Origin of the sequence: Roseobacter sp. HKCCD6576-2 (genome assembly GCF_013179285.1) — a bacterium.
GTDB classification, from domain to species: domain Bacteria; phylum Pseudomonadota; class Alphaproteobacteria; order Rhodobacterales; family Rhodobacteraceae; genus Rhodophyticola; species Rhodophyticola oceani.
Map to the genome: position 1 here is coordinate 304753 of NZ_WVNW01000001.1, position 24093 is coordinate 328845.

A 24093-nucleotide genomic window follows, 5' to 3' on the forward strand; every position below is an offset into this window, starting at 1 on the left:
GAGATATGTGGGCGGTTTGGTTCATTCGATGGATCAACGTCTGTATATCGCGCTGGTAGGGTTTCGATCCGATGATCCAGTGTCAGCTTCACTGTTTGGACGGTTTCCGGTTTCTTATGAAACCAGAAGCACAACAAACAGAAGACTGTCCCTTCCTTGCCGGGAGGGACGATGTGCAGAGGTTCGAACGTCAAGGTTAAGCAGGTAACTGCTTTTCAACTTGAGAGTTTGATCCTGGCTCAGAACGAACGCTGGCGGCAGGCCTAACACATGCAAGTCGAGCGCACCCTTCGGGGCGAGCGGCGGACGGGTTAGTAACGCGTGGGAACGTGCCCTTCTCTACGGAATAGCCTCGGGAAACTGAGAGTAATACCGTATACGCCCTTCGGGGGAAAGATTTATCGGAGAAGGATCGGCCCGCGTTGGATTAGGTAGTTGGTGAGGTAACGGCTCACCAAGCCGACGATCCATAGCTGGTTTGAGAGGATGATCAGCAACACTGGGACTGAGACACGGCCCAGACTCCTACGGGAGGCAGCAGTGGGGAATCTTAGACAATGGGGGAAACCCTGATCTAGCCATGCCGCGTGAGTGACGAAGGCCCTAGGGTCGTAAAGCTCTTTCGCCAGGGATGATAATGACAGTACCTGGTAAAGAAACCCCGGCTAACTCCGTGCCAGCAGCCGCGGTAATACGGAGGGGGTTAGCGTTGTTCGGAATTACTGGGCGTAAAGCGTACGTAGGCGGACTTTTAAGTTAGAGGTGAAATCCCAGGGCTCAACCCTGGAACTGCCTTTAATACTGGAAGTCTTGAGTTCGAGAGAGGTGAGTGGAATTCCAAGTGTAGAGGTGAAATTCGTAGATATTTGGAGGAACACCAGTGGCGAAGGCGGCTCACTGGCTCGATACTGACGCTGAGGTACGAAAGTGTGGGGAGCAAACAGGATTAGATACCCTGGTAGTCCACACCGTAAACGATGAATGCCAGTCGTCGGGATGCTTGCATCTCGGTGACACACCTAACGGATTAAGCATTCCGCCTGGGGAGTACGGTCGCAAGATTAAAACTCAAAGGAATTGACGGGGGCCCGCACAAGCGGTGGAGCATGTGGTTTAATTCGAAGCAACGCGCAGAACCTTACCAACCCTTGACATCCTGATCGCGGTTACCGGAGACGGTTTCCTTCAGTTCGGCTGGATCAGTGACAGGTGCTGCATGGCTGTCGTCAGCTCGTGTCGTGAGATGTTCGGTTAAGTCCGGCAACGAGCGCAACCCACATCCTTAGTTGCCAGCAGTTCGGCTGGGCACTCTAGGGAAACTGCCCGTGATAAGCGGGAGGAAGGTGTGGATGACGTCAAGTCCTCATGGCCCTTACGGGTTGGGCTACACACGTGCTACAATGGTAGTGACAATGGGTTAATCCCCAAAAACTATCTCAGTTCGGATTGGGGTCTGCAACTCGACCCCATGAAGTCGGAATCGCTAGTAATCGCGTAACAGCATGACGCGGTGAATACGTTCCCGGGCCTTGTACACACCGCCCGTCACACCATGGGAGTTGGTTCTACCCGAAGGTGGTGCGCCAACCTGTTCGCAGGAGGCAGCCAACCACGGTAGGATCAGCGACTGGGGTGAAGTCGTAACAAGGTAGCCGTAGGGGAACCTGCGGCTGGATCACCTCCTTTCTAAGGATGTTTCTAGTCAGATGAGCTTGCTCATCTCATGAAACACTTAGCAGCTCGCAAGAGCATAAGGTCATCATAGATGACCGCATCGGACCGAGCCGTCCTCATATCTCTTCAGAACATGAACGGGTTACCGCCCGGGACTTGGGTCGGTAGCTCAGGTGGTTAGAGCGCACGCCTGATAAGCGTGAGGTCGGAGGTTCAAGTCCTCCTCGACCCACCATATCCCTAGGGGCCTTAGCTCAGCTGGGAGAGCGCCTGATTTGCATTCAGGAGGTCAGCGGTTCGATCCCGCTAGGCTCCACCAAAACCCGATTTCGATTTGACCGTTAAGCGCAGCTGCGTTTAGCCGTCCAATCGGACGAATTGACATCGTATAGAGAGATAATAACATCAGTTTCTTCACTGAGCTGCCAAGTGTGGCAGGTCTGGGGTTCGACCCCGAAAGTGAAGATAACTAATCCAAGTCAAGTACACTAACCCAAGGTCGTCTTCGGACGGCCGACAAAGTTCCCCCGGATGAACCAGTCGGGGGAGCGGGAAAGTATGCTTTTGATCAATGCCCGACCTTTTCACAAAAGGGGGTCGGGTGCAGAAAAAGCCTGTCTTTTTCTGGATCAAATCAAGCGCAAGAAGGGCGTTTGGTGAATGCCTTGGCAGTAAGAGGCGATGAAGGACGTGATACTCTGCGATAAGCTGTGGTTAGCCGAGAATAGGCTTTGACCCACAGATCTCCGAATGGGGCAACCCACCTGACAGTTTCCTATTGTTACTTCGGTAATCAATAGGTCGCTGAACCAGGGATTTATAACCTGAATACATAGGGTTATAAAGGCAAACCCGGGGAACTGAAACATCTAAGTACCCGGAGGAAAGGAAATCAATAGATACTCCCCTAGTAGCGGCGAGCGAACGGGGACCAGCCGAGCTGTGAATGTGACAAGAACAACCTGGAAAGGTTGGCCATAGTGGGTGACAGCCCCGTATTGGAAGCATGATCAGACGTATTAAGTAGGGCGGGACACGTGAAATCCTGTCTGAACATCGGAGGACCACCTTCGAAGGCTAAGTACTCCTTACTGACCGATAGTGAACCAGTACCGTGAGGGAAAGGTGAAAAGCACCCCGACGAGGGGAGTGAAACAGTACCTGAAACCGAGCGCCTACAAGCAGTCGGAGGCTCCTTGAGAGCTGACGGCGTACCTTTTGTATAATGGGTCATCGACTTGGTCTCACGAGCAAGCTTAAGCCGATAGGTGTAGGCGCAGCGAAAGCGAGTCTTAATAGGGCGCATGAGTTCGTGGGATCAGACCCGAAACCGAGTGATCTAGGCATGACCAGGATGAAGGTAAGGTAACACTTACTGGAGGTCCGAACCCACACCTGTTGAAAAAGGTCGGGATGAGTTGTGCCTAGGGGTGAAAGGCCAATCAAACTCGGAGATAGCTGGTTCTCCGCGAAATCTATTTAGGTAGAGCGTCATCCGAATACCCCGGGGGGTAGAGCACTGGATGGGTAATGGGGCCCCACAGGCTTACTGATCCTAACCAAACTCCGAATACCCGGGAGTACTAGATGGCAGACACACAGTGGATGCTAACGTCCATTGTGAAGAGGGAAACAACCCTAACCTCCAGCTAAGGCCCCTAATTCATGGCTAAGTGGGAAAGCAGGTGGGACGACCAAAACAACCAGGAGGTTGGCTTAGAAGCAGCCATCCTTTAAAGATAGCGTAACAGCTCACTGGTCTAATTAAGTTGTCCTGCGGCGAAGATGTATCGGGGCTCAAGCCATGAGCCGAAGCTGAGGATGCACATAGTGCATGGTAGCGGAGCGTAGTGTGAATAAACTCGTTCCTCTTTAGCGCCTTCGGGTGTTTTGGAGGACCAGGTTTGACTGTGAAGCCGGGGCGTGAGCCATCCGGTGGAGTGATCACTAGCGAGAATGATGACATGAGTAGCGACAAACAGGGTGAGAGACCCTGTCGCCGAAAGTCCAAGGGTTCCTGCTTAAAGCTAATCTGAGCAGGGTAAGCCGACCCCTAAGGCGAGGCCGAAAGGCGTAGTCGATGGGAACCAGGTTAATATTCCTGGGCCAGGAAGTAGTGACGGATCTCGAAGGTAGTTCATCCTTATCGGATTGAATGGGCTGCTAAGAGGTTCCTGGAAATAGCTCTTCCATGAGATCGTACCCTAAACCGACACAGGTGGACTGGTAGAGAATACCAAGGCGCTTGAGAGAACGATGTTGAAGGAACTCGGCAAAATACCTCCGTAAGTTCGCGAGAAGGAGGCCCAGTTTCTAGGCAACTAGTGGCTGGGGGCACAAACCAGGGGGTGGCGACTGTTTACTAAAAACACAGGGCTCTGCGAAGTCGCAAGACGACGTATAGGGTCTGACGCCTGCCCGGTGCCGGAAGGTTAAAAGGAGGAGTGAGAGCTCCGAATTGAAGCCCCGGTAAACGGCGGCCGTAACTATAACGGTCCTAAGGTAGCGAAATTCCTTGTCGGGTAAGTTCCGACCTGCACGAATGGCGTAACGACTTCCCCGCTGTCTCCAACATCGACTCAGCGAAATTGAATTGCCTGTCAAGATGCAGGCTTCCCGCGGTTAGACGGAAAGACCCCGTGCACCTTTACTACAGCTTCACATTGGCATCAGGCCATGCATGTGCAGGATAGGTGGTGGGCTTTGAAGCAGGAACGCTAGTTTCTGTGGAGCCTCCCTTGAGATACCACCCTTGCATTGCTTGATGTCTAACCGCGGTCCGTTATCCGGATCCGGGACCCTGTGTGGCGGGTAGTTTGACTGGGGCGGTCGCCTCCTAAAGCGTAACGGAGGCGCGCGAAGGTTGGCTCAGAGCGGTCGGAAATCGCTCGTTGAGTGCAATGGCAGAAGCCAGCCTGACTGCGAGACTGACAAGTCGAGCAGAGTCGAAAGACGGCCATAGTGATCCGGTGGTCCCGAGTGGAAGGGCCATCGCTCAACGGATAAAAGGTACGCCGGGGATAACAGGCTGATGGTGCCCAAGAGTCCATATCGACGGCACCGTTTGGCACCTCGATGTCGGCTCATCTCATCCTGGGGCTGGAGCAGGTCCCAAGGGTACGGCTGTTCGCCGTTTAAAGAGGTACGTGAGCTGGGTTTAGAACGTCGTGAGACAGTTCGGTCCCTATCTGCCGTGGGTGTAGGATACTTGAGAGGAGTTGCCCCTAGTACGAGAGGACCGGGGTGAACGATCCACTGGTGGACCAGTTGTCATGCCAATGGCAGTGCTGGGTAGCTATGATCGGAAAGGATAACCGCTGAAGGCATCTAAGCGGGAAGCCCCCCTCAAAACAAGGTATCCCTGAGAACCGAGATAGACCATCTCGTCGATAGGCCGGAGATGTAAGCGCAGTAATGCGTTCAGTTGACCGGTACTAATTGTTCGATAGGCTTGATTTGATCCAGTAAAAGCTAGGCTTTGCGGATCAAAAGCATACACCACGTGTATCTGACTTGGATACGATGTTTCTTTCTCGGTTTGGTGGTCATAGCGCGAGCAAAACACCCGGCTCCATTCCGAACCCGGCCGTTAAGTGCCGTTGCGCCGATGGTACTGCATCTTAAGGTGTGGGAGAGTAGGTCACCGCCAAACCTAGTAAGAAACATCTTTTATCTCTCTGACGATAGTCTCCACCATAAACATAAGCGCCTGACCGACAAGCGTGTCTTCGTGCATCTCGAATGACTGACCGTTGCCAATGGCGGCTGTCTCCTTCACGATGCGCAAAAAGAAAACAATCGCGTAACGAGGGTAATGAAAACCGCTGAGATTGATCTAGAACACTTGGGCGCTTTGACGGATCAAGGGATTCCAAATCTTTTCTATTTTTGGCACGATCTTGAGTCGCTCCCCAAAGCGTTTCACGAAAACCTGGATTTTGCAGAGGCACGCTATCCAGAGTGGACATTTTCGATCCTTACTGATGTCGCCGCACACCGGTTGCTTGAGCGCGATTGGCCGGAGATCGCCAAAGAATACAATGACATATGGATCCCTGCTTGCCGCTCCGACATCGCGCGGCTGGCGGCGCTTTATGCGTTTGGCGGCTGGTATCTTGATGCAGACACCCTCCCCACTGGAGATCTCCGGCCATTGACCGGTGATACGAATGTCATCGTTTTCCGTGACACGAAGCCGAGGCTGAAACAGCGCGGCGATGTGATGAACGGGTTTCTCTATATGCCCCGCGGATCGGACTTGGCTCGCGCGATGCTCGAACAGATCACGAAGAACTTGCGTGAACGCAAAGATGTTTATCGAGTGATGGATTTCGCCGGCCCATACCTTATGGCGCGTCTCATTAAGGAAATGGACCCTTCAATGATCACCGTGTTGTGGCAGAGCGAAGTCTACCGCCGCTACAATGAGCTGTTTGTTGGCGATACACCACTTTTCGAACACACGGTCGATGCAACTGCGTCTTCCTGGCGTATCGTGCAAAACTTTGGTGTCTTGCCTGGACTTGAGCCCAACTGGGATGGATTTCCATTGGAGCTCAGGCCGAGGTTCGCGAGAGTCATACGGGAGTTTGTCACACAACACGGTCTCCAGAAACAACTTGTCGAACTGGCACACCATAGGCCCCTCTATCTCGAACGCGCGCAATTCAAAGAGTTCGTCGAGGAATGCCGAGGTTAGGCTTCGATGCTCTGCAAGGATGCGTGACGCTGATCAGGTGTTGGACAGCCTGATTTAAAACCGATCCTGACGATCCTCATCTGATCGCGCCACTCTAAGGCCTGTGGTGCTGGCGCCGAAGGGAAAGCAGGTTCGCTAGACGATGCTTGATTCCTTCCGCCCATCAAGACTTTTTTTCTGACTGGTGCTCTTGCGGCTCTCGTCAATGACAGATAGATGACAAGCCATTGGCGCGGGGTGGAGCAGCCCGGTAGCTCGTCAGGCTCATAACCTGAAGGTCGTAGGTTCAAATCCTACCCCCGCAACCAATTTCCGAGCCATTTGTTTCGGTCGAGCGCCCAACCCCACATTCTCTCCGCTCGTAAAGCGAGTTGTCTCACAATGCCGCGTGGTTGTATCTGCCTTGGACTTTGACTTATTCGGCTCAAGTGTTGGCGTGACCTGACGATACAACGCCGCGTGGCTTACCCTGCGCTGCATACGAACTGTCGCAGCGCATGATGGCTGGAGGGACGACGTTACAAGAATGTCAGAGGATTGAAATGAAAGAAGAACTCTCGGGTTCCAATGAAAGCTGGATCGAGCGATTTCGGGGCCTTGCGCAGCTCCCATCCGATATTCGCGCGGACCTTGTCAGGGGAAGTCAGGTCCTGTCGGTCGCGGCAGGGACCCAAATCTTCCAACCCGGACAATCCGCCGACAACTTGCTTTTGTTGATCGACGGTACCGTGCGGGTTCAGCAGCGCTCTGAGACTGGTAGAGAGATTTTTCTTTATCGGGTGCATGCTGGCGAAAGCTGCGTTTTGACGACCGCATGCATGCTTGCCTTCGAAGATTACTCTGCCGACGGCATCGCCGAAACGGATGTCACCGCAGCCGCCATTCCGCGCAAGACATTCGACGATCTCCTCGCCCGGTCACCGATCTTCCGAGAGTTTGTCTTTGCCGCTTATTCCCGTCGTATCACGGACCTCTTTGCTTTGATCGATGACATCGTCTTTCAGCGGATGGATGTTCGGCTTGCCGAGCGACTTCTCGAGCTGGTGGGTCAGACTGACACTGTTCACGCGACTCATGCCGTCTTGGCGACGGAGTTAGGGACCGCGCGCGAGGTGATCTCTCGAACTCTGTCTGAGTTTCATCGCCGCGGATGGGTCGAGCAAACGCGTGGTGCGGTGCGCATAACTGACCGTCCGAGCCTCGCGCGGTTTGCCCGGTCAGCGGGCGCAAACTGATCTGCTGTCCGGGCAGAACCAACCGCTTTGTGACCTAGTCACCGTTGAGCCGCGATGTTTCGTGAGATGATCGGCCTCGAAATGATTCGAGATGGAGCATGACATGACAATCAACATGGGCAAACTTGATCGCGGCCTACGCCTTGTGGCGGCTGCACTGCTACTCTGGGTCGCCTTCGGCACGACGCTCGCGGCCACAGGCCTCCTACACTGGCTCGCCATCGCGGTCGCGGCGATCTTCACGATCACGGCTTTGCTCGGCAACTGCCCGCTCTATCGCATTGTGGGCCTCAAGACCTGCCAGGATTGCTAGAGACTAACTTGCCGCATCCCGCGCAGGGTAGACACCTATTGGCGCCGCTGAATGAAACTGTTGGACTTGGCGGTTTGCCTCCATGGCTCGCCGCCGATCCCTGTCTAACCATTTGATCCGAGACCCTGAATGCGCAAGCTCTCCAACTACGTACCGATTCTCGATTGGGGACGGCGATATAGTCGCGGTGCATTTTCAAACGACTTGATTGCGGCTGTGATCGTCACGATCATGCTGATCCCACAATCGCTGGCTTATGCGCTTCTGGCCGGTTTGCCGCCCGAGGCCGGGATTTACGCCTCGATTGTGCCGATCATCCTCTATGCAATCTTTGGAACGTCCCGCGCGCTCGCGGTTGGGCCAGTGGCAGTGGTGTCGTTGTTGACCGCGTCTGCCGTTGGGCAGGTGGCGGAGCAGGGGACGGCGGGATATGCGATCGCCGCTCTGACACTGGCGTTTCTTTCCGGCGGCTTCCTTCTGCTCCTGGGTGTCCTGAGGCTCGGTTTTCTTGCGAATTTTCTAAGCCATCCGGTTATCGCGGGCTTCATCACGGCGTCTGGTATTCTGATTGCGACCAGTCAGTTGACCCATATTCTTGGCGTTCCGGCTGGCGGCCACACCCTGATCGAAATGGGGGCGACGCTCTTGTCGCATCTGGGGCAGGTCGATCCGATCACCCTTATCATCGGCGGTGCCGCGACAGCTTTCCTGTTTTGGGTCCGAAAGGGGTTGAAGCCGCTCTTGCGCGCCCTGGGGCTTGGCGCGCGGGCTGCGGATGTTTTGACCAAAGCCGGGCCGGTTGCAGCGGTCGTGGTGACCACGGTCGCGACTTGGGCCTTCGGCCTGGCCGACCAGGGTGTCGCCATTGTCGGCGCGGTGCCTCAGAGCTTGCCGCCGCTGACCCTGCCGGGGATGTCACCGGATTTGATCCGACAACTCGCCGTTCCGGCGATCCTGATTTCGGTAATCGGCTTTGTGGAATCGGTGTCGGTCGCGCAAACGCTGGCGGCCAAAAAGCGGCAGCGGATCGATCCGAACCAAGAACTCATCGGCCTGGGCACGGCCAATTTGGGGGCGGCCTTTACTGGAGGTTACCCAGTGACGGGCGGATTCGCGCGATCGGTCGTGAATTTCGATGCGGGCGCAGAGACGCCCGCGGCCGGTGCCTTCACGGCCGTTGGCCTGGCGATTGCGGCCCTCGCGCTGACACCGCTGGTCTATTTCCTGCCCAAAGCGACCCTTGCGGCGACGATCATTGTCGCGGTTCTGAGCCTGGTGGATTTCTCCATCCTCAAGAAAACTTGGGTCTATTCGAAGAGTGACTTTGCCGCCGTCACCGCGACGATTCTACTAACACTCGGCGCCGGTGTCGAAGTTGGGGTTGCCAGTGGTGTGGTGCTGTCCATCGCGCTGCATCTCTACAAAACATCCAGGCCGCATGTTGCCGAGGTTGGGCTTGTTCCCAATACGCAGCACTTTCGCAATATCCTCCGCCATGAGGTGAAAACCGACCCGGGCGTGCTGACACTGCGCGTGGATGAGAGCCTCTACTTCGTCAATGCCCGGTTCTTGGAAGACTTGGTTCAGGATCGGATCGCCGAAGGCTGCGAGATTCGCCATGTCGTTCTGATGTTCTCTGCTGTGAACGAGGTGGATTATTCGGCCCTGGAAAGTCTCGAGGCGATCAATCACCGGCTCACCGATCTGGGTGTTGGGCTGCACCTGAGCGAAGTGAAGGGGCCGGTTATGGACCGGCTTGGGAAGGCGCATTTTCTTGATGCCCTGAATGGAGAGGTCTTTCTGTCGCAATATGATGCGTGGACCTCGCTCAAGTCCGATGAGGCGGTCGAGTAGGCGCGTCAGATCAGGCGCGACGCTCCCAGACAGACCTCGGGGGCCATTACGTTCGGATGTTGACCCCAGCCCGTCAGATAACCGCCTTCTCGACGATGGGGGCATTCTGTCCGATGCGGTCAAAGCTGAACGGGCTTAGATCAAGGCTGCGATATTCGCCATAGGTCAGCCATTCGGCTGTTCCCCGCCCCATTGCCGGAGATTGCTGCAATCCGTGCCCTGAGAACCCATTAAGGAAGACAAAATTCTCAATCTCCGGATGAGACCCTGTGATCGCGTTGTGATCAAAGGTGTTCATCGCATAATGCCCGGCCCATTCGTTTTGAACCTTAATGGCCTCGAATTGCGGAATGCGCGTCGCCAAGATGGGCCAAACATGATCGGTCCAAATCCCGTGGTCCATGGAGAAGTCATCATGGGCCACTGCCGGGTCGGCATCAGAATGACCACCGCATTGATAGGTACCGCCGCCATTCTCGCGCACATGAACGCCAGACGGATCGATGGTCAGTGGCAGATCGCGATCCAGCGGCGTTTCGGCTTTGAAGACCCAAGAATACCGTTTGCGTGGTTCAACAGGCACATCGATGCCAGCCATACGCGCGGTCCGTGCGGCGCGTGGGCCGGAAGCATTCACCACCTGACCGCATGAAATGACGTCACCTGATTTCAATGTCACACTGTCCACCCGTGTGCCGGAGGCGTTCTTGGTCATCGCGACGACCTCATTGGTCACATATTCGACGCCTCGCTCGCGGGCTTGCCGACGCCACCAATCGAACACGGTCGCCCCGTCCCAATAGCCCTCGTCAACGAGATTGATTGAGCCAAGCACGATGTCATCGGTATTGTAGAACGGATATGCCGCCGCGATCTCCTCAGGCGTCATCAGTTGCGTGGCGGCACCAGCGGCCAGTTGCACCTTTTGGTTGGCGCGCAGGACGTTGGCGAACGCATCTGTATCGGCCAGGTACATGTAGCCAAACGAGCGGATGGAGAGCGCGGGCACCCGGTCATCTCCTCCCATATAGCTGCGGAGATTTTTTACAAACTCGGCGGCAAACTGAGAGACGCGGACATTCAGCTCGGTGCTGAATTGTTGCCGCATGCAGGAGTTCGTGTGGGTCGTCGATGCGGTTTCATAGGTCGGGTCGCGCTCTACGACTAAAACAGAGCCATTAAAATCCGGATTATCCGACAAAAACCAAGCGGTCGAAGACCCCATGATCGCGCCGCCAATGATGACAACATCATAAGAGGATTTGGTCGGCGATGCCGAAACCTGACCATTTGCCATCAGAAGACCTCGCCCAGTTTTGCCCGAGTCAGGATGTCAGTGATTTGCGCGTCGGCAAGCCCATAGTGCTCTGCGGCAAACTCCGCTGTGATATAGCCATACGCCAAATCGCGTTTGATATCGTTCAAGGATCGGTCCTTCGGCGCGCCATATCCAGCCCCGCCCGGGAAGGCCATGCAGACGCGTTGGCCATGGGCCACGAATTGCTTACCTTTGCCTTTCATCGGGGTGCCGTCATCCTGCGCAATGCGTGTCGGCGCGCCATCTTGGCCACCTTGGCGTCCGTGGGCGGGGTGATCGACACGATCCAACATGGCGGAAATGTCGAACTCGTGCCCGTCGCGCGCGCCAACCTCCATGAATTGTCCCAGCCCGCCGCGATATTGACCGGCGCCGCCACTATCGGGCCTGAGCTCTTTGCGCCAGATGATCACGGGGCCAACCTGCTCCGTCGCCTCCACCGGCATGGTCATGACGCCAGAAGGGAAGGCGGTTGCATTCATCCCATCAAGGGTCGGTCGCGCACCTGAGCCGCCGGAGTTGAAGGTCAACACCTCGGCCCGAACCGCATCTTCCGGCGCGGGCGCATCCATGCGTGGCCGCAAAGAAACCTGGAAGTTGCACAAGCATCCCGCCCCTTCCGCGGGCACAACACCGGGCAGCAATTTGTCGAGCGCATCATAGACCGTATCGGGGACCATATGGCCAATGACGTGCCTCAGCGCGACCGGAGCCGGGTGGACGGCGTTCACGATCGAGTTTTCTGGGGCCACGATTTCAAAGGGTGCGAGCGAGGCCGCGTTATTGGGGATCTCCGGCGCAATCGCGCATTTCAAGGCATAGCAAGCATAGGCTTTGGTGTAGACCAGTGGGACGTTGATGCCCTTTTTGTCGATGCCACTTGTTCCCGCCCAATCGCTCAACACCCGATCTTTTTCGATGGTCAGCCGGACCTTGAGGTCAATGGGCTTGGAATACCCATCAATCCGCATATGGCCATCGGCTATACCGGGTTTGAGCGCGTTGATCCGTTCCAATGTGGCCTGACGCGAGTTGGTCAGGATGAAGTCGGAAATCCCGCGCAGATCGGTCAGCCCGAACTCAGCCATCATATCAATCAGGCGTCGGTGGCCGATCTCGTTACAATTTGCCAGGGCATAGATATCGCCCACCAACTGATCCGGTTCCCGAACATTCCCGCGGATGAGCGACAAGAGCGTCTGATCGACCGTGCCTTTGTCCGCGAATTTCATGATTGGGATATAAAGCCCTTCCTCATGCACATCATTGGCGTCCGCTCCGAAGCCACGCCCGCCGATATCGGTCACATGGGCGGTGCAGCCAAAGAACCCGATAAGGGTACCTTCATGAAAGGATGGGGTGACGACGGTGATGTCATGCTTATGACCCGTCCCCTCCCAAGGATCATTGGTGATGTAGATATCGCCCGCCGCCATATTCGCCAGGCCGATCCGCCGAATGAAATGGCCCACCGCATCGGCCATGGCGTTAACATGGCCCGGTGTGCCGGTGACGGCCTGGGCAAGCATCTCGCCCTTTTCGTTATAGACACCAGCCGACAGATCGCCCGCCTCCCGCACAGAGGTGGAGAACGCCGTGCGGACCAGGGCTTGGGCCTGCTCTTCGACGACGGAGATCAAGCGGTTCCACATGACCTGATAGGCGACTTTGCTGTGATCAGGCATGAGTTGTCTCCTCGGTTGTCTGCGGCGTTGACGCTGATCGGTCTTTGTTGGTCTTCAGCCGGACATCCAATGTCCCGTCCAAATGGGACAGAATTTCGCGGCTGCTCGGCACGACGACGCTGGTCTCGTCTTCGACAACGATGGCGGGGCCTTCTGCGATCTGCCCTGGACGAATGTCGGATCGGTTTACAACCGTCGCGGTGACCTGAGAACCGAGGCCGGGGTCGAAGAGATGCCGCTGTCCCGCAGTGTCGGCGGGGCGGGTGGCGTCAACCGCGCCAATCGGCTGGGCTTCGCCGGGTTGTGTATAGGCGTTGACCGACCAGACGGTGATCTCAACTTCCAAGCTTTCAACGGCCCGCCCAAAAAGATTGGCGTAGTCGGCTTCGAACAGGGCAAGAAGCGTCTCGGCATCCGGATTGGCGGCTTGCTCAGCGGTCAGCTGGATCGGAATTTCCCATCCCTGGCCCGCATAGCGCATATAGATTTTGTGGTCCGTCAGTATCTCGGCAGTCGCATCGCAGGATCGGACGAACCGCGTCGCTTCCTCTTTCATGTCCGCGAAAAGCTTGGTCACAAGATCGGGGTCGAACGCCGAGAGACGCATAAAGACGGAACGGTTTGCCTCAAAACTAAAGGGCGCTCTGAGAAAGCCGATGGCGGACCCAACCCCGGCCCCTTGCGGGACGAGGCACCGCGCGACACCAAGCTTTTCGCAAAGGCGTGCCGCGTGAAGCGGGGCCGCGCCGCCGAAGGCGATCATTGTGTACTCGCTGAGGTCTTCGCCATTCTCGACCGCATGAACGCGTGCGGCGTTGGCCATGTTCTCATCGACCACTTCTGCTAGGCCCCAGGCGGCCTCGCGGGGATCCATGTCGAGCTTTTGACCGATCGCCGCCTGAAGCGCCTCGGCGGCGTTCTTTGGGTGGAGCGGAATGGAACCGCCTGCGAAATTGTCGGGATCAAGCTTGCCAAGCACAAGATCGGCGTCGGTAACAGCGGGCTCAGCGCCGCCCCGACCATAGCAGGCGGGGCCAGGCTCGGACCCTGCGCTTTCAGGGCCGACGCGGATTTGATTCATCGCGTCGACATGAGCGATCGATCCACCGCCCGCGCCAATCTCAACCATATCGATCACCGGGATCGAAATCGGCATGCCGGAGCCCTTTTTGAAGCGATATGTGCGGGCCACTTCGAAGACGCGCGCGGTTTTCGGCGTCTGGTTTTTGATCAAGCAAATCTTCGCCGTTGTGCCGCCCATATCAAAGCTCAGCACCTTGTCGAGCTGGTGTTTCGCAGCGATATCGGCGGCGAAAATCGCGCCGCCCGCCGGGCCGGATTCGACCAGGCGTACAGGAAACTCCGCGGCGCTCTCCAAGGACATAATCCCACCACCCGAATGCATCAGGAACACCGGGCATTCCGCGCCTTCCGCAGCTAGGCGCTCTTTCAAGCGGCCAAGATAGGATTTCATCAGCGGCTTGATATAGGCATTGGCGATGGTGGTGTTGAAGCGTTCGTATTCTCGCATCTGTGGCGAGACGTCCGAAGACAGGGAGATCATCGCACCGGGAAGCTTCTCCGCTAGAACCTCGGCGATCAGACGTTCATGGACATCGCTGACATAGCTGTGGAGCAAGCCGACCGCGATGCTTTCATAACCCGCTTGGTCCAGCTCATCGGCCAGCGCCTCAACTTCGGCGCGATCAAGAGGCCGCAAAACATCGCCCCTTGCGTCGATGCGCTCGTCGACGACATAGCGGCGATTGCGAGGCAAAAGTGGTTCTGGAAGGGTCAGGTTTAGATCGTATTGCTCGAACCGGCTCTCGGTCCGCATCTCGATCACGTCGCGAAAGCCTTTCGTGGTAATCAGAGCCGTCTTCGCGCCGCGCCGTTCGATCAGCGCATTGGTCGCGAGGGTCGTTCCATGAATAATCTGACCAATCTCGTTTGTTGCGATCCCTGCCTTGCCGCAGACCTGATGCATCCCGTCAATGATCGCATCTTCCGGGGCGGCATAAGTTGTCAGAACCTTGGTCGAATATCGGGTCCCATCAATCTCAAGAACGACATCGGTGAACGTCCCTCCGATATCGACGCCCAAACGGGTTGTGACGCTCGCCATTCTGTCAATCCTCTCGTCTTGGTCGAGGTCATCCTAGACACGTCGGAAAATTCAAACAAATTATTATATTGGATCAAAACGATTGAAATTATTGATCTTGATCCGTTGGCTGGAACGCCTGAGAGATTTGCCCGGCCAGTTCCGCAGCCTGCGCGACATAGGACGGCGCGGTCTCACCATCATACCGGGCGCGGAACCAGAGCGGATCCGGGACCCAAAGATAGCGGAGAGGCGCCAAGACACCTGATTTGATATCGTCGCGCACCATCACCTCGGGCAAACAGGCAATGCCAAGCCCATTGCGGGTCATCTGAAGGCAGGCGGACATATTGGTCGATGCCACGAGCCGGACAGAGGTTTCCGGTAGTTTCTGAACGTGATCTTTCAACTGCTCATAGGGCAGCGTGCCTCGGGCATGTGTGAGTATCGGGCGTTCCGCCAAATCGGCCATCGACAAGACGCGGTCGGTGAAGCCGAGCTTGGGTTCGGCCACCCAGATCATATCGAAACTCCCCAGCTCGATATTGGCGGAGGTCTGTCGATTGAACGGCCCGCTTTGAAGCGCCAGGTCGATGGATCGGTTGAACAACGAGGTTGAGAGATTGGCCGAGTAATCGACCGTCAAATCCACGTCGATATTCGGAAACCGCTCCGTCAGCGCACTTAGAAAATCGCCAAGCCAGGAATGCACGATCATCTCGGTAACGCCGAGGCGCAGCACGCCATCGAAGAGGTGCTCATCCCCTGCGGCCACAAAAAACGCGTCCATTGATTTGAGGACATCCCGCGCCTTGGCCAGCAAGGTCTCGCCAACCGGTGTCAGCCGAACGGATCCGGCGTCTCGATCCATGAGTTTCAACCCAAGCTGCTCCTCAAGCCCGGCAATGCGTGAGGAGATGTTGGGTTGTGTCGTGTGAAGTTTTTCAGCTGCCCTGCGAAAGCTGCCGAGGTCCGCCACCTGCACAAACGCTTCAAGTTGTTTCAAGCTGATCTGTGCCAATAGCCACCTCCGATAGCCTGCTGACCTTAACGCCAATCGCTCAGATATGGCCACCACGTTCGCCAATAGACCTGTCGGGACGACGGGTTGCATACATGACTATTTGCGGCTTCAACTAATCGAAACGGGGAGGGTTGGGCCGATGAACATCGCCGATTGGCTGCACCGAGTTGCGCAGACGAATGGCAACGCGCCGGCGCTGTTGCTGGGCGATCAGGTTGTTGCAACCTATGAAGATTTTGCCCGGCAGGCCGCAGGTCTGGCGACGGCTCTTCAGGCCAGGGGTGTCGGCCCGGGTGACCGAGTCGGCTTGTTTATGAAGAACTGTCCGGACTATCTGACGGTCTATTATGGGGTTTGGACTGCGGGAGCGGCAGTGGTCCCGATCAACGCGAAGCTGCATCCGAAAGAAGCGGCGTTCATCTTGCAAGATAGCGGCGCAAGCCAAGTATTTGTCACGCCCGACCTTGTCTCAGACCTGGCCGAGGCGACCGACGTGCCTCTGACTGACATCAGTACCGATGCGTTTGCGGACATGTGTGCGGCGCCACCGCTCGCCACCGTCGCGCGAAATGCGGACGACCTCGCCTGGCTGTTCTACACCTCCGGCACGACCGGACAGCCGAAAGGTGTTCAGATCACGCATGGGATGATCGCCGCCACCTCGCTCTGTTACCCCGTCGATGTCGATCCGGTCAGCGTGGAGGATGCGGCCTATTACGCCGCGCCGATGAGTCATGGCGCGGGGATCTATGCCCCCATCCATGTGCGGATGGGCGCTCGGCACATTTGCCCGGTCTCGGGCGCGTTCGACCCGGTCGAGCTGTTGGACCTGTCGCAGGCCCATGGGCCAACGTCGATGTTCATGGCCCCCACGATGGTGCGCCGTCTCATCGATACTGCCAAAGCCAGCGAGAAGACCGGGGAAGGGATTAAAACCATCGTCTATGGCGGCGGTCCCATGTATCGGGCGGATATCGAAGAGGCTGTGAATTGGTTCGGCCCGAAATTCGTGCAGATCTACGGCCAGGGCGAATGCCCCATGGCGATCTCGGCGCTGAGCCGCGCGGAGGTCGCGGACCGGACCCATCCGAATTGGCGGGCACGTCTTGCCTCGGTCGGTCGCGCGCAGTCGCAGGTTGAGATCGCAATCGCGGGGGCCGATGGCGTGCCGTTGCCTAGTGGCGAGGTCGGCGAAATCATGGTGCGCGGCGCGCCGGTGATGCCCGGCTATTGGCGCAATCCAGAGGCGACAAAGGCGGCGCTGAAAGACGGTTGGTTGATGACCGGCGATGTGGGGCGGTTGGACGAGGATGGATATCTGACCCTGCAAGACCGGTCGAAAGATGTGATTATCTCCGGCGGCAGCAATATCTATCCGCGTGAGATCGAAGAGGTCTTGCTGCAACATCCAACCGTCCATGAAGTGTCCGTTGTTGGTCGCCCCTCGCCGGAATGGGGCGAGGATGTCGTGGCCTTTGTGGTTTGCGCGCCAGGTGCCGACTTGGACGAAGCCGCGCTTGACGCGCAGTGCCTGGAGCAGATCGCGCGGTTCAAAAGGCCGAAGGCCTATATCGCGCTGCCGGAGTTGCCCAAGAACAACTATGGCAAGGTCCTGAAGACGGAACTGCGCCAGAGATTGGAGAGCGAGGCATGAGTGATCTCAGAGGCAAAACCGCCTTGGTCACCGGATCGGTGCAGGGGATCGGATTGGCGATTGCGGAGGCTTTGGCAAGCGCGGGCGCACGAATCGCGGTGCACGGGTTGGCGGGGGATGCGCAAATTCATGAGGTCTGCGAACATCTGCGTCAGCTGGGCGCGCCGCAGGCCGAATTCTTCAACGGAGACCTGCGCCACCCTGACCAGATCGCTGCGTTGATGGAGGCGGTCGCGGCCTGGGGCGGGGCCGATGTTTTGGTCAATAACGCGGGCGTGCAACATACCGCACCCCTGGCCGAGATGCCGCGCGAGATGTGGGAGGCGATCTTGTCGGTGAACCTCTCCGCCGCGTTTCACACGATGCAAGCCGCCATGCCGATCATGGCGGAGCGGGGATATGGCCGGGTGATCAATATCGCGTCGGTGCATGGGTTGGTCGCCTCGAAAGACAAAGCGCCCTATGTGGCGGCGAAATTTGGGTTGGTGGGGCTTAGCCGGGTTGCCGCCCTGGAATATGCCGCAGCCGGGTCGAAGGCTTCGGGTGGTGTGACGGTCAACTGCATTTGCCCAGGCTGGACCGAAACCGCGATCATAGAGCCGCAGATCGAGATGCGCGCCAAGGCCCATGGTGGGGATCGGGCGGCCGGGGTCGCGGAGCTGTTGGCGGAGAAACAACCCAGTTTGCGGACGTCTGACCCGGCTGAAATCGGCGCGCTGGTACTTTGGCTCTGCGCGCCGATTGCTCATAACGTCACGGGCACGTCGATCCCGATTGATGGTGGTTGGACGGCGCAGTGAGCGCTACCCCGTCCCGACCCGCTCCGGCGTGACAGACATGGATTTGACGATGGCGTGCAGGGGCATACCCGGTGCGAGAGCCAAGGCGCGGACCGAGCGTTTGGTGACCCGAGCCACCAATATTTGGCCTTGGTGATCAAGGCGCACCAGAGCGCCGGACCCAGGGCCGGGCACGATGCTCACCACAGTGACAGGCAGCACATTCAGCGCGCTGATCCCTTGCGGCGCTTCACGCATCAACATCACATCGCGCGCATCGAGTCTGACACGTAGTTGGTCCCCGGCGGCCCCAACTTGACCGGGGAGCCAGATCGGCTGGCTGCCGATCCGGGCTTCGGTCAGGCCATCGGTCGGGTCATGACCAGCAATCGTGACGTTGAGAATCGCGCCCGCCAGATCGCGGCTGATCTGGCTGCCGGTTTCGCCGCCCGCAATGATCTCCGCCGCTGGGCCGATGCTGCGCATTTGCCCTTTCTCCATCAGGACAATCGTATCGGCCAGCCGGGTCACCTCGGCAACGTCATGGCTGACATACAGGATTGGCAGGCCAAGCTGATCCCTGAGCCGCTCGAAATAGGGCAAGAGTTCCGCTTTGCGGCGCGCATCCAGTGCTGAGAGCGGCTCGTCCATCAGCAGAAGATCGGGGCCGGAGAGCAAAGCGCGCCCAAGCGCCACGCGCTGCCCCTCGCCGCCTGACAAGGTCGCCGGGCGCCGGTCAAGCAGCGCGTCGAGGCCCAAAAGTGCTACAAGATCGTCAAACCCGAGGGGCAGGGCGCGGGTTTCGGAGCGCGCTTGCCCATAGCGCAAATTGGCGGCGACGCTCAGATGTGGAAACAGGCGCGGCTCCTGAAACACATAGCCGATGCGCCGTGCGGCGGTTGGGACGTTGATTTTGGCGTCGGTGTCCAAGACGCGGTGATCGCCGATCTCGACCACCCCTTCATCGGGTGTTTCCAGCCCGGCGACCACGCGCAGAACGCTGGTTTTCCCCGCACCCGAGGGGCCAAAAAACGCTGTAACCCCGTTCGGGATGGTGCAGTTGAGCGCCAACTCCATATCCGGAAACCGGTGGTGGAAAGAGAGATGCACGTTCATGTGCCGCGCACCCGTTTGGCCATGCCACGCGCCATCCATTCCGACGCGATCAACGCCCCGGCGGAAAGCGCGATGGAGATCAAGATCAGCCGCAGCGCTGCGGCTTCCTGCCCCGGCACTTGGAGCAAGCTGTAGATCGCCGTGGGGATCGTCTGGGTCTGTCCCGGGATATTCGACACGAAGGTGATGGTTGCCCCAAATTCGCCAAGCGCTTTAGCAAAGCCCAAGATGGTGCCTGCCAGAATACCGGGCAGCATCAAGGGAAGCGTCACGGTCGCGAATATCCGGACCCGCGATGCGCCAAGCGTTGCCGCGGCCTCTTCCAGTTTCGGGTCCACGGCTTCAAGAGCGAGGCGGATGGCGCGGACCATTAAGGGGAAGGCCATGATCCCGCAGGCCAGCGCCGCCCCGGTCCAGCGGAACGCGAAGGTGAGGCCAAAGACTGTTTCAAAGAACCGCCCCAAAGGGCCTTGGGCACCAAAGAGGATCAACAGAAGGTAGCCGGTCACGACCGGCGGCAAAACCAAGGGCAAATGCACCGCAATGTTGAGAATCTCGCGGCCCCAAAACTGCCTCCGTGCCAGGGCGAGCGCGACCAAGACCGCAAGGGGCAGGCTGGCCATGATCGCCCAAACCGCAATCTGCAGCGACAGGCCCACGATCTGCCATTCCGCCGGACCAAGCCCCAGGGTCATTGCGGCACCTCAAATCCGTGGCTTTCAAAAATCGCGCGGGCTTGCGGCGAGGTTAGGAAGTCGAGCAGGGCGGTGGCGTCAGGGTGGTCACTGCCCGTGGTCACGGCGGCGGGATAGCGGATTGGGTCGTGCAGATGGCCCGGAATGTGCACGTCAATCGCCACCTGCGGGTCAGCCAGCGCGTCCGTCCGATAGACAATCGCACGCGCGACATCGCCCCGTGCGGCGAGGGCCAGCGCGATACGGACATTGTCGGTCTGCACCAATCTCGGCAGAAAACGATCCAATACCCCTTCGGCCTCGAGTGCTTGGCGCGCATAAATCCCGGCGGGAACCGCGTTGAGCAACCCTGTTGCAATACGTGTGTCGTCGGGCAGCGCGTTGAGCGCGGCGGCGAAGTCCGTGTTGGTCTCCACGGCGTCTATCGGCCCTGCCACGACCAGTTGGTTGGACACAATCACCTCGGTCCGCGCCGGGTCAATTGCCGCCTGATCCACGAGGTGGCTGACCCAGGCTTCATTGGCCGAGATGAAGATATCGGCGGGCGCGCCTGCTTCGATCTGCCGGGCCAAAACAGCGCTGCCAGCGTAGGAAATCGCCAGCGGCGCGCCGTCCCAAGCCTCGGCCACATCTTCCAGTGCATCGCGCATGCTGGCGGCGGCAAAGATCAGAAGATCTTCGGCCTGCGCCAGACTGGGCAACCCGGAGAAGATCAGGGTCACGACCCCAAGGGCGCGCAAAGGGGCAAAGAGAGTATTCCGGCACATGGCGCAATTGCGCGTCAGATTTCCGGGGAACGCAACCACTTGCGCGGTTTTTTCCGATTGTCTGCCGCCTGTTGATCACAGGGACACCAATTCTTGGCCCTGTACCTTGTTCCAAGCGAGGTCGCAGGCTACATGCCCCTCCATGAAGCGCTTCATTCCTTTTATGAAAAGCGATCCGCTTGTGTCGGTTTTGCGGTTGCAAGGTGTGATCGCAGGCACGGGCCGCGGCGGTGTTTTGAACGACGCGAACACGGCTCAGATGATCGAAAAGGCCTTTTCGCGCGGCAAGCCCGCAGCGGTGGCTCTGATCATCAATTCGCCGGGCGGATCTGCGGCGCAGTCGTCGCTCATCGCTGCGCGGATCAAACGGCTGTCGGAAGAGAAAGAGGTGCCGGTCCACGCCTTTGTCGAGGATGTGGCGGCTTCTGGCGGGTATTGGCTCGCCTGCGCAGCGGAGAAGATCTGGGTCGATGCAAGTTCAATTGTCGGTTCCATCGGTGTGATCTCGGCCAGCTTCGGATTGCAGGATTTTATCGCGCGCTTTGGCATTGAACGGCGGGTGCACACGGCGGGCAAAGACAAATCCATGCTCGACCCGTTTCGTGCCGAGCGTGCCGAAGATGTCGAGCGTCTGAAGTCGATCCAAACGCAGATTCACGATGCGTTTATTGCGCATGTCCAATCCAGCCGAGGTGATCGTCTGGCAAAGGATGATGACCTGTTCACTGGAGAGTTTTGGGTGGGCGAGACGGCGGTTGGTCTGGGTCTGGCCGACGGTGTGGCGCATCTCAAGCCAAAGATGAAAGAGCTTTATGGCGACAAAACCCGGTTCGCAGCTTACGGGCCTCGGCGCGGTTTGTTGCAGCGGGTCGGCGTGCAGATCGTCGATGACCTAGCCGGTGCGGTGGATGCCCGCGCGGCTTGGGCCAGGTATGGGCTCTGATGATGGTTAAAATCGTCTCACTCTTTTTGATTGGTATGGTCGTTTTGGCGATGTTTGGGCGGTTGCGCCTGCCGCGGATCGGGCGCCGCGATGGGTCCGGCGGATTGCCGAAACCGCGGCTCTGCCCGGAATGTGGCCGGTACAATCTCAAAGGCGGGCCATGCCGTCGGTGTTCCGAGGAGCAGGACTAAAAGATGATCATCGAGTTTCTGCTTGCGGGCCTTGGCCTGATCATCTTGCTCTTGGCCGGCGATGTCTTGGTGCGGGGTGCGGTCAATTTGAGCCTGCGGCTGGGCATTCCGGCGTTGATTGTCAGTTTGACGGTTGTGGCCTTTGGCACGTCTGCGCCCGAGCTGCTGATCTCGATCCAGGCGATTTGGGAAGGCGTGCCCGGGCTGGCGCTGGGCAATGTTGTCGGTTCCAACACCGCGAATGTTCTTTTGGTGCTTGGGGTTCCGGCCTTGATCTCCGGGCTGGACACCAGGCAATGCGAAACCCGTCGCACGTATTTGATGATGATTGCCGGGACGTTTCTTTTCATCGGCCTGGCCTATGCGGGTCCGTTTATCTGGTGGCATGGGTTGGTGCTTCTGGCGGGTTTGAGCTTGGTACTGGGCGACGCTTTTCGCAGCGCACAAGCCCACCGCGCCGAAGCCAATGGCGCGATGATTGCCGAAGAAGAACTGGAAGAAGCGGATCCGTCGATGCCGTGGTGGAAAATCGGTCTCTATATGCTTCTGGGCTTGATTGGCTTGCCCTTGGGGGCGGACCTCCTAGTGGATAGTGCAACCTCTATCGCGCGGGCGTATGGGATCAGTGAGACGGTGATTGGTCTGACCCTCGTGGCCATCGGTACGTCGCTACCAGAACTCGCCACCACGGTCATGGCGGCGATCCGACAGCATGCCGAGGTGGCGATCGGCAATGTCATCGGCTCGAATATGTTCAACCTGCTGGCGATTATTGGGGTGGCATCCCTTGTTGGGCCGATCCCGGTTGCGCCTGAGTTCTTTGTCTTCGATTTCTGGGTGATGCTGGCCGCATCCTTGGTCTTGGCGCCGTTTGTCTTCATGAAGCTGAAAATGGGCCGGGTGGTTGGTTTGGCCTTCGTGGCGCTTTACATCATCTATATCGGCACTCTTCTGGCCTGAGACTTGGGGGAAACATGGCCGCATTGGTGACAGGGGCGGGTAAACGTCTGGGCCGCGCAATGGCCGTTGCCCTGGCAGAGGCGGGGTTTGACGTGGCTGTGCATTACGCAAGCTCCGAGGTAGAGGCCGCGGAAACGGTGGCGCAGATCACGGCGCTTGGGCGGCGGGCGGTTGCTTTGCAGGCCGATCTGCTCTCGGAGGAAGAAACTGACGCGCTCTTGCCGCACGCGGTGGACGCGTTGGGCACCCCGATCACGCACCTGATCAACAACGCCTCGATCTTCGAATATGACACGCTGGCCACCGCGACGCGCGAAAGCTGGGATCGGCATTTGGAGTCCAACCTCCGCGCACCGTTTGTTCTGACGCAAGCGTTGGCCGATCAGATCCCGGAGGCGGCTGTTGATGCGGCGGGTGAACCCATGGCCCGGGGGCTCGTCGTTAACATGATCGATCAGCGGGTCCGCAAGCTGACGCCCGAATTCATGACATATACGATTGCCAAGATGGGGCTTTGGGCGTTCACCCAGACCGCCGCGCAAGCTCTGGCGCCCAAGGTACGGGTCAATGCCATCGGACCTGGACCGACCCTGCAGGGTGCGCGACAATCAGCTGAGCATTTTTCGGCACAACGCAAAGCAACGGTTTTGGAGCGCGGCGCGTCACCGGAGGACATCGTCGGGGCGCTGCGATATCTCCTCTCTGCCAGCGCTGTCACTGGACAGTTGATTTGTGTCGACGGGGGGCAGCATCTGGGGTGGCAGACGCCGGATGTGTTGGGCGTCGAATAGGAGCACGCGCGGTTCCGAAAGGTCAGTTGTCCACCGTGAACGCGTATGTAACGCTCCGACGACTCTTTTATGACAGCCGTGTTGCCATGAAGGAATCATCAAAAAGTTTCCTTTGAAAACAACGTTTTGAGAAAGTGCCTAAAAAATAGGCAAACCGATGAACTGGGCCAAAAACAACAAAAAAATCGCCCTGCCCAAGATTTATCCGAAAGCTTATCCACAGGAATGGTGGAAACCTTTAGGGTTGATCCCTGACCCATCTCATTGCAGCCAGAACGGGAATCGCTAAGA

The 24093-nt window shown here is 57.9% G+C and carries 17 protein-coding genes, 3 tRNA genes and 3 rRNA genes; 16 read left to right on the forward strand and 7 right to left on the reverse strand.

The annotated features are described in order from the left end of the window. Positions 1–216: 216 nt before the first annotated feature. The 10 genes from GTF44_RS01515 to GTF44_RS01560 all read left to right on the forward strand — a co-directional run bounded on the left by GTF44_RS01515 (position 217) and on the right by GTF44_RS01560 (position 9775). Positions 217–1686, forward strand: a 16S ribosomal RNA gene (locus tag GTF44_RS01515). A gap of 146 nt (positions 1687–1832) precedes the next feature. Continuing rightward, positions 1833–1909 (forward strand) — tRNA-Ile (locus GTF44_RS01520). 8 nt (positions 1910–1917) lie between these two features. Then, positions 1918–1993, forward strand: a tRNA-Ala gene (locus GTF44_RS01525). Between the two features lie 313 nt (positions 1994–2306). Continuing rightward, a 23S ribosomal RNA gene (locus tag GTF44_RS01530) occupies positions 2307–5133 on the forward strand. A gap of 78 nt (positions 5134–5211) precedes the next feature. Continuing rightward, positions 5212–5326 (forward strand): 5S ribosomal RNA (gene rrf / locus GTF44_RS01535). The 16S, 23S and 5S rRNA genes sit together here with 2 tRNA genes alongside, the layout of an rRNA operon. Positions 5327–5488: 162 nt before the next feature. Further along, positions 5489–6373: a glycosyltransferase gene (locus tag GTF44_RS01540; RefSeq protein WP_171557016.1), complete on the forward strand. Its 885-nt coding sequence runs from the start codon at positions 5489–5491 to the stop codon at positions 6371–6373. Positions 6374–6604: 231 nt separating this feature from the next. Continuing rightward, positions 6605–6681: transfer RNA gene (locus tag GTF44_RS01545), tRNA-Met, on the forward strand. 234 nt (positions 6682–6915) lie between these two features. Continuing rightward, positions 6916–7608 (forward strand): Crp/Fnr family transcriptional regulator, encoded by a 693-nt coding sequence (locus GTF44_RS01550; RefSeq protein WP_171557018.1) that lies wholly within the window; start codon positions 6916–6918, stop codon positions 7606–7608. Between the two features lie 103 nt (positions 7609–7711). Then, entirely contained in the window at positions 7712–7921 is a 210-nt protein-coding gene (locus GTF44_RS01555; protein ID WP_145213028.1) for a DUF2892 domain-containing protein, read from the forward strand. A 129-nt stretch (positions 7922–8050) separates the two neighbouring features. Then, positions 8051–9775, forward strand: coding sequence for a SulP family inorganic anion transporter (locus GTF44_RS01560; protein WP_171557020.1), 1725 nt, complete (start codon positions 8051–8053; stop codon positions 9773–9775). Between the two features lie 73 nt (positions 9776–9848). On the opposite strand, the gene GTF44_RS01565 is transcribed toward GTF44_RS01560, so the two are convergent. From GTF44_RS01565 to GTF44_RS01580, 4 genes are all read right to left on the reverse strand, one after another. Next, a complete protein-coding gene (locus tag GTF44_RS01565) occupies positions 9849–11072 on the reverse strand; it encodes an FAD-binding oxidoreductase (RefSeq protein ID WP_171557021.1) in 1224 nt (407 codons plus the stop codon). Further along, positions 11072–12778 carry a hydantoinase B/oxoprolinase family protein gene (locus GTF44_RS01570; protein ID WP_171557023.1) on the reverse strand — a complete coding sequence of 569 codons (1707 nt, stop codon included), beginning with the start codon at positions 12776–12778 and terminating at the stop codon, positions 11072–11074. The genes GTF44_RS01565 and GTF44_RS01570 overlap by 1 nt, the downstream gene beginning before the upstream one ends. Further along, positions 12771–14903 carry a hydantoinase/oxoprolinase family protein gene (locus tag GTF44_RS01575; protein ID WP_171557025.1) on the reverse strand — a complete coding sequence of 711 codons (2133 nt, stop codon included), beginning with the start codon at positions 14901–14903 and terminating at the stop codon, positions 12771–12773. Before GTF44_RS01575 ends, GTF44_RS01570 begins: the two co-directional genes overlap by 8 nt. An 88-nt stretch (positions 14904–14991) precedes the next feature. Continuing rightward, a complete protein-coding gene (locus tag GTF44_RS01580; RefSeq protein ID WP_253261125.1) occupies positions 14992–15903 on the reverse strand; it encodes a LysR family transcriptional regulator in 912 nt (303 codons plus the stop codon). A 142-nt stretch (positions 15904–16045) separates the two neighbouring features. On the opposite strand from GTF44_RS01580, the gene GTF44_RS01585 reads away from it, so the two are divergent. Continuing rightward, positions 16046–17560, forward strand: a complete 1515-nt coding sequence (locus GTF44_RS01585; RefSeq protein ID WP_171557028.1) for a class I adenylate-forming enzyme family protein — start codon at positions 16046–16048, stop codon at positions 17558–17560. Beyond that, complete coding sequence (locus GTF44_RS01590; protein WP_171557030.1) at positions 17557–18360, forward strand: 3-hydroxybutyrate dehydrogenase; 804 nt, start codon at positions 17557–17559, stop codon at positions 18358–18360. Before GTF44_RS01585 ends, GTF44_RS01590 begins: the two co-directional genes overlap by 4 nt. A gap of 3 nt (positions 18361–18363) precedes the next feature. On the opposite strand, the gene modC is transcribed toward GTF44_RS01590, so the two are convergent. Genes modC through modA form a run of 3 tightly spaced genes read right to left on the reverse strand, consistent with a single transcriptional unit; the run spans position 18364 to position 20917 of the window. After that, positions 18364–19455 (reverse strand): molybdenum ABC transporter ATP-binding protein, encoded by a 1092-nt coding sequence (gene modC / locus GTF44_RS01595; protein WP_171557032.1) that lies wholly within the window; start codon positions 19453–19455, stop codon positions 18364–18366. Continuing rightward, positions 19452–20150, reverse strand: coding sequence for a molybdate ABC transporter permease subunit (modB, locus tag GTF44_RS01600; protein ID WP_171557033.1), 699 nt, complete (start codon positions 20148–20150; stop codon positions 19452–19454). Before modB ends, modC begins: the two co-directional genes overlap by 4 nt. Further along, positions 20147–20917, reverse strand: coding sequence for a molybdate ABC transporter substrate-binding protein (gene modA, locus GTF44_RS01605; protein WP_171557035.1), 771 nt, complete (start codon positions 20915–20917; stop codon positions 20147–20149). The genes modB and modA overlap by 4 nt, the downstream gene beginning before the upstream one ends. A 142-nt stretch (positions 20918–21059) precedes the next feature. On the opposite strand from modA, the gene GTF44_RS01610 reads away from it, so the two are divergent. Genes GTF44_RS01610 through GTF44_RS01625 form a run of 4 tightly spaced genes read left to right on the forward strand, consistent with a single transcriptional unit; the run spans position 21060 to position 23802 of the window. Beyond that, a complete protein-coding gene (locus tag GTF44_RS01610; RefSeq protein WP_171557037.1) occupies positions 21060–21860 on the forward strand; it encodes a S49 family peptidase in 801 nt (266 codons plus the stop codon). After that, the gene (locus tag GTF44_RS01615; protein ID WP_171557039.1) at positions 21860–22051 is read left to right on the forward strand and encodes a hypothetical protein; all 192 of its coding nucleotides are present in this window, start codon (positions 21860–21862) and stop codon (positions 22049–22051) included. Before GTF44_RS01610 ends, GTF44_RS01615 begins: the two co-directional genes overlap by 1 nt. A 3-nt stretch (positions 22052–22054) precedes the next feature. Further along, entirely contained in the window at positions 22055–23011 is a 957-nt protein-coding gene (locus GTF44_RS01620; RefSeq protein WP_171557040.1) for a calcium/sodium antiporter, read from the forward strand. A 14-nt stretch (positions 23012–23025) separates the two neighbouring features. After that, entirely contained in the window at positions 23026–23802 is a 777-nt protein-coding gene (locus tag GTF44_RS01625; protein ID WP_171557042.1) for an SDR family oxidoreductase, read from the forward strand. Positions 23803–24093: the final 291 nt, after the last annotated feature.

Excerpts from the sequence above, each read along its gene's own strand:
- GTF44_RS01540 (WP_171557016.1), top strand. The coding sequence starts at position 5,489 with ATGAAAACCGCTGAGATTGATCTAGAACACTTGGGCGCTTTGACGGAT.
- GTF44_RS01550 (WP_171557018.1), top strand. The coding sequence starts at position 6,916 with ATGAAAGAAGAACTCTCGGGTTCCAATGAAAGCTGGATCGAGCGATTT.
- GTF44_RS01555 (WP_145213028.1), top strand. The coding sequence starts at position 7,712 with ATGACAATCAACATGGGCAAACTTGATCGCGGCCTACGCCTTGTGGCG.
- GTF44_RS01560 (WP_171557020.1), top strand. The coding sequence starts at position 8,051 with ATGCGCAAGCTCTCCAACTACGTACCGATTCTCGATTGGGGACGGCGA.
- GTF44_RS01565 (WP_171557021.1), bottom strand. The coding sequence starts at position 11,072 with ATGGCAAATGGTCAGGTTTCGGCATCGCCGACCAAATCCTCTTATGAT.
- GTF44_RS01570 (WP_171557023.1), bottom strand. The coding sequence starts at position 12,778 with ATGCCTGATCACAGCAAAGTCGCCTATCAGGTCATGTGGAACCGCTTG.
- GTF44_RS01575 (WP_171557025.1), bottom strand. The coding sequence starts at position 14,903 with ATGGCGAGCGTCACAACCCGTTTGGGCGTCGATATCGGAGGGACGTTC.
- GTF44_RS01585 (WP_171557028.1), top strand. The coding sequence starts at position 16,046 with ATGAACATCGCCGATTGGCTGCACCGAGTTGCGCAGACGAATGGCAAC.
- GTF44_RS01590 (WP_171557030.1), top strand. The coding sequence starts at position 17,557 with ATGAGTGATCTCAGAGGCAAAACCGCCTTGGTCACCGGATCGGTGCAG.
- modC (WP_171557032.1), bottom strand. The coding sequence starts at position 19,455 with ATGAACGTGCATCTCTCTTTCCACCACCGGTTTCCGGATATGGAGTTG.
- modB (WP_171557033.1), bottom strand. The coding sequence starts at position 20,150 with ATGACCCTGGGGCTTGGTCCGGCGGAATGGCAGATCGTGGGCCTGTCG.
- modA (WP_171557035.1), bottom strand. The coding sequence starts at position 20,917 with ATGTGCCGGAATACTCTCTTTGCCCCTTTGCGCGCCCTTGGGGTCGTG.
- GTF44_RS01610 (WP_171557037.1), top strand. The coding sequence starts at position 21,060 with ATGAAGCGCTTCATTCCTTTTATGAAAAGCGATCCGCTTGTGTCGGTT.
- GTF44_RS01615 (WP_171557039.1), top strand. The coding sequence starts at position 21,860 with ATGATGGTTAAAATCGTCTCACTCTTTTTGATTGGTATGGTCGTTTTG.
- GTF44_RS01620 (WP_171557040.1), top strand. The coding sequence starts at position 22,055 with ATGATCATCGAGTTTCTGCTTGCGGGCCTTGGCCTGATCATCTTGCTC.
- GTF44_RS01625 (WP_171557042.1), top strand. The coding sequence starts at position 23,026 with ATGGCCGCATTGGTGACAGGGGCGGGTAAACGTCTGGGCCGCGCAATG.